This is a genomic window from Psychrobacter sp. C 20.9, from assembly GCF_001921765.1.
In the GTDB taxonomy this organism is placed as follows: Bacteria; Pseudomonadota; Gammaproteobacteria; order Pseudomonadales; family Moraxellaceae; genus Psychrobacter; species Psychrobacter piscatorii_B.
The window spans coordinates 152064-164035 of record NZ_MRYC01000003.1; the positions used below are offsets into that span (position 1 = coordinate 152064).

Annotated in this window: 9 protein-coding genes; 3 read left to right on the plus strand and 6 right to left on the minus strand. The window is 43.2% G+C overall.

What is annotated here, in order from left to right; all coding sequences use genetic code 11:
• Positions 1–72: 72 nt before the first annotated feature.
• The 5 genes from BTW00_RS03140 to BTW00_RS03160 form a co-directional block, all read right to left on the minus strand.
• Entirely contained in the window at positions 73–1773 is a 1701-nt protein-coding gene (locus BTW00_RS03140) for an AMP-binding protein (protein ID WP_075106182.1), read from the minus strand.
• A 561-nt stretch (positions 1774–2334) separates the two neighbouring features.
• On the minus strand, positions 2335–4032 hold the full coding sequence (locus BTW00_RS03145; RefSeq protein ID WP_058023847.1) for an AMP-binding protein: 1698 nt from the start codon (positions 4030–4032) through the stop codon (positions 2335–2337).
• Between the two features lie 677 nt (positions 4033–4709).
• Complete coding sequence (gene fetB, locus BTW00_RS03150; protein WP_075106228.1) at positions 4710–5486, minus strand: iron export ABC transporter permease subunit FetB; 777 nt, start codon at positions 5484–5486, stop codon at positions 4710–4712.
• Between the two features lie 103 nt (positions 5487–5589).
• Positions 5590–6354: an ATP-binding cassette domain-containing protein gene (locus BTW00_RS03155; protein WP_178379242.1), complete on the minus strand. Its 765-nt coding sequence runs from the start codon at positions 6352–6354 to the stop codon at positions 5590–5592.
• A gap of 79 nt (positions 6355–6433) precedes the next feature.
• The gene (locus tag BTW00_RS03160) at positions 6434–7015 is read right to left on the minus strand and encodes a hotdog domain-containing protein (protein WP_075106183.1); all 582 of its coding nucleotides are present in this window, start codon (positions 7013–7015) and stop codon (positions 6434–6436) included.
• A 215-nt stretch (positions 7016–7230) separates the two neighbouring features.
• Here BTW00_RS03160 and xthA point away from each other — a divergent pair, with 215 nt between their 5' ends.
• From xthA to BTW00_RS03175, 3 genes are all read left to right on the plus strand, one after another.
• A complete protein-coding gene (gene xthA / locus BTW00_RS03165; protein ID WP_075106184.1) occupies positions 7231–8055 on the plus strand; it encodes an exodeoxyribonuclease III in 825 nt (274 codons plus the stop codon).
• Positions 8056–8123: 68 nt separating this feature from the next.
• Positions 8124–9347 carry a bifunctional glutamate N-acetyltransferase/amino-acid acetyltransferase ArgJ gene (argJ, locus tag BTW00_RS03170; protein WP_075106185.1) on the plus strand — a complete coding sequence of 408 codons (1224 nt, stop codon included), beginning with the start codon at positions 8124–8126 and terminating at the stop codon, positions 9345–9347.
• A gap of 396 nt (positions 9348–9743) precedes the next feature.
• Positions 9744–10142 carry a DUF4377 domain-containing protein gene (locus tag BTW00_RS03175; protein WP_058024290.1) on the plus strand — a complete coding sequence of 133 codons (399 nt, stop codon included), beginning with the start codon at positions 9744–9746 and terminating at the stop codon, positions 10140–10142.
• 119 nt (positions 10143–10261) lie between these two features.
• Here the strand turns inward: BTW00_RS03175 and BTW00_RS03180 are convergent, their stop codons facing one another.
• On the minus strand, positions 10262–11695 hold the full coding sequence (locus tag BTW00_RS03180; protein WP_058024289.1) for an L-serine ammonia-lyase: 1434 nt from the start codon (positions 11693–11695) through the stop codon (positions 10262–10264).
• Positions 11696–11972: the final 277 nt, after the last annotated feature.

The window sequence follows — 11972 nt, forward strand, 5'->3', positions numbered from 1 at the left end:
CAATAAAAACAAAAAGCCCACTCTAATAACAGTGGGCTTTTTTGTCTATATGGCTAAATAATCATGTACAGATTATAGTGTTTGCGGGTTGTCTGATATGTGCTGCTCACGTAGCTTTTGACGCAATACTTTACCGACATTACTTTTTGGTAGTTCGCTGACAAACTCGATATGACGCGGGCACTTATAACCCGTTAAATTGTCTAATGCAAACTCTTTGATGTCTTCTTTGGTGACATTGTTGTCTGCAGGCACAATATAGATTTTGACGGCTTCACCTTGGTTTTCATCAGGGATACCAATCACGGCGCAATCGACGATACCTTCATGGTCAAGCATGACCGCTTCAATCTCATTTGGAAATACATTGAATCCTGACACCAAAATCATATCTTTTTTACGGTCTAGTAAAGTCAAGTAGCCTTTTTCATCCATGCTCACAATATCGCCAGTACGGAAGTAACCATCGCTTGTGAAATCATTGGTATTGTCTCGATTGAAATAGCCTGACATGACGTTTGGACCTTTGATGCACATCTCACCTGCCTCATGCATGGCGACACGTTCACCATTTTCGTCGACGACGATGATATCGACACTAGGAACTGGTATGCCGATTGTACCGTTGAACTTACGATCAGTAATGACGTTGGCGGTACCCGCTGCAACACCTTCAGTCATACCCCAACCTTCAACCATCGGACAGCCAGTAACTTCTAACCAACGGGCTGCTGTTTGTTCTGTTGCTGCCATACCACCGGCTTGCGTGATACGCAATGAGCTAAAGTCCAAATCTTTGAAATTTGGCTGATCAAGTAAACCTTTAAACAAAGTGTTTACCGCAGGGAAAATATGGAACGGTTGTTTTGATAGCGTTTTGATAAACCCTGGCATATCACGCGGATTGGGTACTAGAATAAAAGTGTAGCCTGAACGCATACCAAGTAAGCTGAGCATAAACGCAAAAATATGATAGAGCGGCAATGCCATTACCATATTGATATATACCTCATTGATATCTGAGGTCACTGGACGATACCATGCTTCTGATTGCATCGCCGCTGCGACGACATTACGCTGCGTCAAAACAGCACCCTTAGACAGACCCGTTGTGCCGCCTGTGTACTGTAGAATCGCTTTTTGCTGCAAGGTGGCTTTAGGTGCTTGAATAGGAAGGTTCTTACCTTTCTTAAGCACTTCAGGAAACTTGGTAACGTGGTATTTAGGATCGTTAAGGTTGTATTTAGGCACTAAGCGTTTCACTTGACGGATAACGGTATTTACCAAAATACCTTTTAAGCCCATCATATCGCCCATTTTTGAGAGTACAATACGCTTGATATTGGTCTCTTCAATGACTTGCTCTAGCGCTTGAGCAAAGTTATCCACCACAAAAATCACCTGAGCGCCTGAGTCATTCAATTGATGACGCAGCTCGCGACCTGTATATAGTGGGTTGATCGGGGTACAGACGTAACCTGCGCGTAAGATACCAATCATGATTGGTAAATATTGAGGGACGTTTGGCATCATGAGTGCCACGACGCTGCCTTTAGGTAAGTCTTGAGCTTGTAACCATGCTGCTACTGCCAATGATGCTTTGTCAACGTCATCATAAGTATGAGTCACACCCATGCAGATAGTCATCGGATGCATACGAAAACGGTTGAAGCACTCTTCATACAACTCTATGAGGCTTTCATATTGATCAGGGTTAATGGTCTTGGGTACGTTTTCTGGGTATTGAGCAAGCCAAGGTTTATCTACTGTCATGCCAAGCGTCCTTAAATTAAGATAAGTTAAGGGTCTATAAAAAAGTAGTCACATCCATGTCGACGATATACATCAGTGCTCTTTGAGCGATGAATTGTCGAGTGCTATCCTTTGTTTTCACATACTGCTAACGTACAGAGTCCTCTATAAAATTTGATTTAACTACCAAGAATGAGCTACTAAAAAATAAGCATCTGAGTAGATCAAATAACGGGTTACTGTTTCTAAAATTGAAATACCTTTCAAATCAACAGTTTTGACGTGTCTAAAGTCAATATTCGATTAATCTAAATCGACAGAAAACTTAGTGACACATTGCGGGCTTACATTAACATAACTACAACTAAACTCGTTACAGGCATACGAGAACTTGATAGTTTATATTTGGGTTTGATATAGGAAAAAATATATGTTGGAGAGTGAAGGGTATTCAGAATTGATCAGAGTAGATAAAAATTTGTGCTCGATACATTTATCTTTCAATGAGATATTAAAAGCAAATAGGCGCAACAAAAAAGCGCCCTATTATTGATATAGGGCGCTTTTTTCAAGAGAAGTTACTTATTGTTGAGGGTGGTCTGCATGATGTTTCTCACGCAGTTTTTGACGTAATACTTTACCTACATTACTCTTTGGCAGATCACTCACAAATTCAATATAGCGCGGACATTTATAACCCGTCAGATTGTCTAATGCAAAATCTGTAATCACTTCCTTAGTCACGTTATTGTCTGCAGGAACCACATAGATTTTGACTGCCTCACCTTGACGCTCATCAGGAATGCCAATCACAGCGCAGTCAATCACCCCGTCACAGTCTAGCATCACAGATTCAACCTCACTTGGGAATACATTGAAGCCTGAAACCAATATCATGTCTTTTTTACGGTCTAATAAGGTAAAGTAACCTTTTTCATCCATACTCGCGATATCGCCAGTGCGGAAATAACCGTCGCTTGTGAAATCATTAGTGCTGTCTCTATTATAGTATCCAGAGGTTACATTAGGACCTTTGATACACATCTCACCTGCTTGGTGCGTGCCCACACGCTCACCATTTTCGTCAATAAGAATGATGTCAACATTGGGGACAGGTATCCCAATTGTACCGTTGAATTTGTCATCGGTGACGAGGTTCGCTGTACCGCCTGCGACCCCTTCTGTCATACCCCAGCCTTCAACCATAGGGCAGCCTGTCACCTCCAACCAGCGCTCGGCTGTTTGTTTGGTGGCCGCCATACCACCAGCTTGAGAGATGCGTAATGGCGCAAAATTCAAATTTTTAAAAGAGGGTGTATCAAGCAGCCCCTTAAACAACGTATTGACCGCAGGGAAAATATGGAACGGCTGTTTTGACAAGGTTTTGACAAACCCTGGCATATCACGCGGATTCGGTACCAATATAAAGGTGTAGCCTGAGCGCATACCGAGTAGGCTCAGCGAAAACGCAAAAATATGATAGAGCGGCAATGCCATGACCATATTGATATACACTTCATTGATGTCTGAGGTCACCGGACGATACCAAGCTTCTGCCATCAATGCTGCAGCCACGATATTGCGCTGGGTCAGTATCGTGCCTTTAGACAGACCCGTTGTGCCACCTGTGTACTGCAAAATCGCTAATTGATCTAAAGTCATTTTGGGTGCATGAAAAGGCAGAGTTTTGCCTTGCTTGAGCACATCCGGGAATTTAGTAACTTCATGCTTTGGATCGTTGAGCTTGTATTTGGGTATCAAGCGTTTGACTTGACGGACGATGGTATTCACCAGCATACCCTTAAGTCCCATCATATCGCCAAGTTTAGATAAGACGATACGTTTGATGGCAGTCTCATCGACGACTTGCTCAAGAGCTTGGGCAAAATTATCCACCACAAAAATCACTTGAGCGCCTGAATCATTTAGCTGATGGCGTAGCTCACGACCTGTATAGAGTGGGTTGATGGGGGTACAGACGTAGCCTGCACGCAAGATGCCAATCATCGTTGGTAGATATTGCGGTAGGTTTGGCATCATCAATGCAACGATACTACCTTTAGGTAGTCCTTGCGCTTGTAACCATGCGGCGATGGCAAGAGAAGCATTATTGACATCATTATAAGTATGCGTAACACCCATGCATATACTCATTGGATGCCCGCTAAAACGCTCAAAGCACTCCTCGTACAACTCCATCACGCTGCCGTAAGTATCAGGATTAATCGTCTTTGGTACACTTGCCGGATATTGGTCAAGCCAAGGTTTGTTTGGCATCATAGTCAGCGTCCTTGCAGTTTGATATAGGTGAATGTTTTTTAAGAAAGCAGTCATATGCATGTCAATATCACAAATCAGCATCAATGTGATTAACCTGCTATTGGATGCAATAACGTCCGTGTCTGCTTGCTTTTGTTGCTGTTGCTCAATGCTAATTAACTACTGATGGGTGAGTTAAATGAATCAAACAATTAGATAATCCAATAACAGAAATAATATGTATTTCAAATAGATATTATCTAGTTTTTGCAACTGCGGTATCAAAAAAACGATACATTTAAGCAATAGAGTAGCATGAATAATGTTGAAGACAATAATAGAAAGCAAGACTGAGCAGTACATAGATAAAGCTGAACAATTTGATACATGTATGATGTTTAAGGAATGAGCCATAGTAAGGTGTATTTTTGAGCTGGTAATGAATATAAAGACAAGGCAGGCTATTTATTAATGATGAGCAAAGTAATTGACTGTTTAGATGAGTTAACGAGCTTATGTATAGTCGAACCACTATTAAAGTGTTACAGCGTTAGACTCGTTTAGCCTACTACTTTAGTACTTGCACTCGTCTGCCTTGCACCACTTTTAATATTGATTGACTATAGATAAACAACGGTCTGGTCCTTTAGAATGATAACGCTTGATCGTCAACCCAAGAGATAAGATCAAAGGAGAAACTAACGAGGTAAAATAAACTGCTTGTTTTTATTAAAAAAGCGTCGATAAATGAGCAGCGCGCTGATGGTACAGCCAAGTGTGCTACTCACACAGATCAAAAACATCGTGATTATCTGATAGCGGACCGCTTGTGTGGGGTCGGCACCAGCCAATATTTGCCCCGTCATCATACCGGGCAAGCTGACAATACCGACGACCAACATGGAGTTGAGTGTTGGGGTCATGCCATTTGTGATTGCGGCACGAATCTGCTCATGGACGGCCTCAAATGGTCGAGCAGAAAGACTCAGCATCATCTCGATACGCCCTTGCTGCTCATGAAAAGCTTCGATCAACTGATTGCTCGTTAATGAGATGGCAGTCAAAGAATTGCCCAATATCAGCCCCAATATAGGAATAATGAATTGCGGCGTATACCAAGGCTGTACTCTTAGGATAACGATCATCGCTACCGCAGTGACCAGTGTCGCTGAGGTGCCGACGGCTATTAGCGTATCGCTTAGCAACCCTTTATAGCTGCGTTTGACACGATTTTTGGCAGCACTTCCTGCAATCAGGGTCATAATGGTCAAAATCAGCAGGACCTCATACCACTGCTCACGGGCAAAAATCCATGCCAGTATCAGACCGATAAAGCTCAGCTGCACGATAGTACGAACAGCGGCCATTAAGAGTGTGCTCGTCAGCTTCAAACGCAGTTGCCATGAGATGAGTAATACGATGACAATCATACAACTGGCAAGCGCAATATCACTGTAAGTTAAAAATACTTGCATATGATTCATACCGTTGATGGGGCTCATTATAAAGGAAGGCAGTAATGTCATGAGCACGATGTAATGAAGGTTCCGAGCAAGTTTTTGAGCATCATATCGTGCCCTAGAGCGCTTCAGTTAGTACACCTGCTTGCATATGCCAATGTCTACTGGCCAATGACATAATCTCTTTGGTATCGTGAGTTACCCATAATAACGAGCACTGCCTGTTGGCCTGCAACCATCTCATCAGCAAGCTGACCAACTGCGCTGAGGTGTCGATATCTAGCGCGGCGGTTGGCTCATCTAGTAATAGTACTCGCGGATTGAGTTGTAGTAGGCGTAAGGTATTGACCAGCTGACGCTCACCACCCGATAAGTGGTTGGCCTCTTGTTGCAAAAAGTCTGCATTTTTATTCAAAGACGCAAGTTGGGTCAAATGCCAGTTTATATCAAAATTTTGGGTCTGATGCGCGGCTAAAGCATAAGGCATCTTTAAATTATCAAGGACATTGCCCTCTAACAGCTGTGGCTGTTGAGCAAGCAGCGCCACTTGCTTGCGCCAAGTAATTGGCGATGTGGCGTGAATGCTTTCATCTCGCTGATGTGGCGTGGCATCACTACGCAAATGAATATCACCAGTGCTCATCGGCAACAATCCTGCCAGCACCCGCAAGAGAACAGATTTGCCACTACCAGAAGCCCCTGTCAACACGGTGGTTTGTCCTGACAAAAGCTCACCGCTCACGCCCTTTATCAGCGTTCGGTGGGGCGATGATAGCTCCTTGACTGACACACGTTTTTGACGTTTGTTCGACCAGCTTTGATAAAGACGATACGGAGCAAAGCCTTTTGCTTGTTCACCATTGTGACGCTCAGAATGATGCATGTTGCCTGTCCGTCTGCTGTGTACCCAGAGGTCGTCAAATCGAAACAAAGGCTTTTTGGTATCAATGCTCATAAAGGAGTTAGTGATTCATCTGCTCGCTAATGGCCTGTTCAATGGCATTGCGTAGCTCTTTTGGTACACGGATAGGACGCATTGGTGCAGTATCAGCTTGAACATGATTTGTATTATTATTTGTCATCGGCTCTGGTTTGACGAGGTTTTGTACACAAGCAATGACGATCTTGGTGCTACTTAATATCTGGCTAGTGGTTTTGTCTGTAGCACTATTATCTGATGTGCTACGGCGAATGCTTTGATAGAATATGATGCTGGCAGGTTTTAGCTCCACTTTATCAATACATACAGTAATGATTTCATCTAAGAGAATGGCTCTTTTGTATTGTAAGTCTGCCTGACTCACGACAAAATGCTGTATGTCACCATCGTCAGTTTGCAAAAAATAACCGTTTAGACCCAGCTTGGTAAACCAATCACGGCGGCAGTTCTCAAAGAACACCAGATGATTGGCATGATAAACGATACCGCCTGCATCCGTATGATTGATGTAGACGCTATAATTTTTAGCAAATAGTGGTTCAATTAGTGGTTCAATGTCATTATTTACGGCTGTATTTGTATTTTTGTGCTCAGTTGTTGTCATAACGGGCTCAGTATTTTGAGTAAATGTTGTTGAGTAAAGGCGGCGTACGGACTTATGCCAATAAAAAATAGCCATTATATTTTTAATAATAGCTACTCTAGCTCAAGATATAAGGGCATGCAACAGCTAGCGCCGCTCAGGTCTGTTATCATAGGCCTTTGTATCAGACTCATTATATCAGCACAGTCTTTTAATTAATCAGTATAGGACAGTTTATGACCCGTTTTGTCAGTTTTAATATCAATGGTATCCGCGCGCGTCAGCATCAGCTTGAGGCGGTGCGTGAGGTAATCGATCCTGATGTCATGGGTCTACAAGAGACCAAAGTTCATGATGATCAATTCCCCCTTGATAGTATGGATGCTCTGGGATACCACGTAGAGTATTTTGGGCAAAAAGGACATTATGGTGTGGCACTACTGTCAAAAGTTGCGCCTATATTTGTACAAAAAGGCTTTCCTGGTGAGGATGAAGAAGCACAGAAGCGCTTTATACATGCGCGCTATGAGTTTGACGGGCGTGAGGTTGATGTGCTGAATGGTTATTTTCCGCAAGGAGAGAGCCAAGATCACCCAACCAAGTTTCCAATGAAGCGTGCGTATTATGCAGATTTGACGGCTTATATTGACACACTAAAGGCAGAAGGTCGTTCGATCATTGTCATGGGTGATATGAATATTGCGCCAGAGGACATCGATATCGGTATCGGTGAGGTCAATGCCAAGCGCTGGTTAAAAAATAGAAAAACCTCGTTTTTGCCAGAGGAGCGTGAATGGTATTCAGCGCTCATGTCGCGTGAGCTGACCGATACGTACCGTTTGCATTACCCAGAGAGTACAGAGTTATATAGTTGGTTTGATTATCGCAGCCGCGGCTTCAATGATGACCCTAAGCGCGGTTTACGTATCGATCATATTTTATGCACCTCTGATCTTGTAGAAGAATGCATTGGTGCTGGCATCAGCTATGAGCTACGTGCTATGGAAAAACCCTCTGACCATGCACCCATTTGGTCAGCATTCGATCTAAAAAAACCGTAATATTTATATGATGTTTATCACACTACCTCTAAAAACAACGATAAAAATTAACAAGTAAGGATTTTATTATGGCTGTTGGAAACGTAGCAGTACCTAACACAATCTATCCCATTGATGGCGTCAAGCTTAGCGCAACCGCAGCAGGGGTACGCTACAAAAACCGTGATGATTTGGTGGTTATCGAAATCAATGAGCAGGCGACGACCGCGGTTGTCACGACCAAAAACACATTCTGTGCTGCGCCTGTACGTATATTACGTGAGCACTTTGCTAAAGCTGGTCCGCGTTATTTGGTGACCAATACAGGTAATGCAAACGCTGGCACGGGCGTTGATGGTAAACGCCGCGCTAATGAAATCTGTATTGCCTTGGCTGAAAAAGCTGGCGTAGAGGCTAATACAGTACTGCCATTTTCTACTGGCGTGATTGGCGAGCCATTAAATAGTGACGCGGTCATTGCAGGTTTAGACGATGCGTTAGCAAACTTAGCCTCTGATAACTGGTTGGCTGCTGCTAACGGTATCCGAACGACAGATACTATCCCTAAGCTTGCAAGCCAAAAAGTCGACGTTGCAGGTACTAGCTATCATATCACTGGCATGTCAAAAGGCTCAGGCATGATACGTCCAAATATGGCGACTATGCTGGGTTATGTCGCAACCGATGCCAATATCGCCGCCGACTTATTGCAAGAGATGCTAAGCGCTATCAATGAGCAGTCGTTTAACCGTATTACCGTTGATGGGGATACATCGACCAACGACTGCTGCGTATTGATTGCGACAGGTGCTGCCAGCTCAGAGGTGATTGATAGTCCAGCGCATCCGCATTATCAGGCCGTTTTTGATGCACTGCGCGACGTGTTTGTACGTTTAGCACAGCTCATTGTCCGTGACGGTGAAGGCGCTACTAAATTCATGACCGTCAAAGTGACTGGCGGGCAGACCACGCAAGAGTGCTGCGATGTGGCTTATGCTGTGGCGCATTCGCCGCTGGTAAAAACCGCATTCTTTGCGAGTGATGCAAACTGGGGGCGCATCTTGGCGGCAGTCGGTTATGCTGGTATTGACGACCTAGACACCGAGCAAGTTGATGTGTATTTAGATGAGGTGATGATTTGTCAAAATGGCGGTGTCGCGCCCAGCTATACAGAAGAAGCAGGTAAAAAAGTCATGAGCCGCGCTGAGATTACCATTCACATTGATCTTGCTCGTGGTGATGCTAGCGATACGGTGTATACCTGCGATTTGTCATACGACTATGTCAAAATAAACGCTGACTATCGCAGTTAGAAATGGTCTTAAAAGTTTCAATCTTGACAGATTTTTTAAATCTATTTATAAAAAGCCAGAGTAATTATTGCTCTGGCTTTTTTGTGTCTAATACTAAGCTGTTATCAAATTACTCTGCTATTCAATACGCTTTATTAACATCAGTTGCAAAAGCTGACGTTACTTTACAAAGCAGTCATAGAGAGTAAGGTGAGTTGCGACCTATACTTGCTGGGGTGAACAGATGATATTCACTACAACGCTAGTAAAGCTGGCTAGAGATTTCAATTAGCGTGACTCTAAATATCATCATGGTAGAAAGAAGCTTTGTTGTATGAAGAAATGCAGTAGAGTTTTTAAAATAATAAATTTAGATAGAAAATGAAGAATTATTACCAATTATCTGAGGATTGAATAATGAAAAGATTAGCACTTGCAGCATTGATGACAACTTTTGCTCTTACTGGTTGTTCTACTATGGACATGGACAATGAGCGTACAATGGTTGTAGAAGGACAGCCTATGAACGTCAAAGTGGTAAATATTCCAAGTTTTGAAGTAGAAATCGCACCGCGTAAAGCAGTTTGTGACCTGACTGCAACAGACGGTACGATGGTTGAATCACAGTGCCTACAGTATCGCCAAACTTATCAGAAAAACTACACCACTTTAAGTGGTAACATTCAAGGCTTCACTTATGAGCCAAACTACCGTTATGTATTAGATGTACGCCAAGAAGCAGTCACTGCTGAAGGATCTAATGTGGTCAAACCAGTTTGGATTTTAAACGAAGTCGTTTCAAAAACTGCTGAATAGTACAGCTTGAAAGTATACAACTAATAAAAAGGCCGCTAATATATAGCGGCTTTTTTATTGATACGATATCTGCTGCTATGATGAGATAGCGTGGTTAAAGGTAACATTTATCAATTACATTAACATTGACTGTAGTTAACACTAACGCCGCGCGTCGCAGTAGGAATTCTATTATCAGCATAGACAGCTAGGCCACCACGAGCGGTCTCTTTATATTTATCAGACATATCAGCACCTGTCTGCTTCATGGTTTCTATAGCCTTATCCAAAGAGACGAAGTGCTGGCCATTTCCTCTACAGGCTAGACGTGCTGCGTTGATAGCTTTGACCGCCCCCATGGCATTGCGTTCGATACAAGGCACCTGCACTAGACCACCAATAGGGTCGCAGGTTAGACCTAAATTATGCTCAATACCAATTTCTGCCGCATTTAAGCATTTAGCTGGTGTCCCATTCATGATCTCTGCTAATGCAGAACCTGCCATCGCACATGCCGATCCAACCTCGCCTTGGCAGCCGACTTCAGCACCAGAGATTGAGGCGTTTTGCTTGATTAGGCTACCGATAGCGGTGGCGTTCAATAAAAATTTGCGGACACCATCTTGGCTATAGTTAGGTAAAAAATCACGATAGTAGTGCAATACTGCAGGAATGATACCTGCTGCACCATTGGTGGGTGCGGTCACAACTTTGCCGCCATTGGCGTTTTCTTCATTGACGGCGAGCGCGTACAAGTCTACCCAATCCATGGCGGCTAATTTATCAGTTTTGGTGATAGGTTGGTCTTTTTCCGCAGACAATTGCCTGTGCAAATCTTGTGCGCGGCGTTTGACATCCAAGCCGCCTGGCAAAATACCGCCATTTTCACAGCCTTGCTTAACACAATCTTGCATGACCTCCCAAATGCTATCTAGGTAGGCAAATACTTCTTCTTTGTCATGGAAGTGGCATTCATTGGCCAGTACTAATTCGCTGATGCTCAAATCATACTGACGACATTGTTCTAGTAGTTCTGCTGCATTATTAAAAGGATAAGGAACGCTATCGATCGTTGGGCTGGCATGATCTTCATCTGGATCGGTGGCATCTTCTTCATTGATGACAAAACCACCACCAATCGAATAGTAGGTCTGCTGATAACGAGTACCGTCAGTCGATATAGCACGGAGCGTCAGTGCGTTAGGGTGATAGGGCAGGACAGTATCGTCGTACCAATAAATATCCTGCTCTGTATCAAATGCAATCGTGTGAATACCTGACACATTTAATGTCTTGCCAGAAAAAATAGGAGAAAGATAGCTGCTGGTCATACGTGTATCGATGGTGCTAGGTGTATGACCAAGTAACCCTAACAATATGGCAGTATCTGTTGCGTGCCCTTTTCCTGTCGCCGCCAAAGAGCCATAAAGCTCGATTTCAATCTTTGCGATAGCCGTCAGTTCCATTTGCTTGGTCAATGAGGCTAAAAATAAATTGGCTGCCACCATTGGTCCCACTGTATGTGAGCTCGATGGACCAATGCCGATTTTAAATAAATCAAAAATACTAATCATAATGAGTTACCGAAAATTCAAAGGCTTGAACAATTGTGATAATTGCCTTGAGCGCTTTTATTGAAAATATAATAGGCAGTCGTCACTCTCAAGGCCCACTACAGAAGACTTGTGAGCGACCGTCTATAAAAATATTGCTATTAAAGAGTACAGATGGTGACTGAATAATCACTTTTATTTGTTTTGAAACTCCGCTATCATGCTCGGAGTCAACGACTATGTAACATCCTGTAAGTCAATATCGCTATTAAATAGGCTGGTTGGTAGAAGAGCAAAC

Coding starts and splice junctions, on each gene's coding strand:
- BTW00_RS03140 (WP_075106182.1), bottom strand. CDS start 1,773: ATGACAGTAGATAAACCTTGGCTTGCTCAATACCCAGAAAACGTACCC.
- BTW00_RS03145 (WP_058023847.1), bottom strand. CDS start 4,032: ATGATGCCAAACAAACCTTGGCTTGACCAATATCCGGCAAGTGTACCA.
- fetB (WP_075106228.1), bottom strand. CDS start 5,486: ATGCAAGTATTTTTAACTTACAGTGATATTGCGCTTGCCAGTTGTATG.
- BTW00_RS03155 (WP_178379242.1), bottom strand. CDS start 6,354: ATGCATCATTCTGAGCGTCACAATGGTGAACAAGCAAAAGGCTTTGCT.
- BTW00_RS03160 (WP_075106183.1), bottom strand. CDS start 7,015: ATGACAACAACTGAGCACAAAAATACAAATACAGCCGTAAATAATGAC.
- xthA (WP_075106184.1), top strand. CDS start 7,231: ATGACCCGTTTTGTCAGTTTTAATATCAATGGTATCCGCGCGCGTCAG.
- argJ (WP_075106185.1), top strand. CDS start 8,124: ATGGCTGTTGGAAACGTAGCAGTACCTAACACAATCTATCCCATTGAT.
- BTW00_RS03175 (WP_058024290.1), top strand. CDS start 9,744: ATGAAAAGATTAGCACTTGCAGCATTGATGACAACTTTTGCTCTTACT.
- BTW00_RS03180 (WP_058024289.1), bottom strand. CDS start 11,695: ATGATTAGTATTTTTGATTTATTTAAAATCGGCATTGGTCCATCGAGC.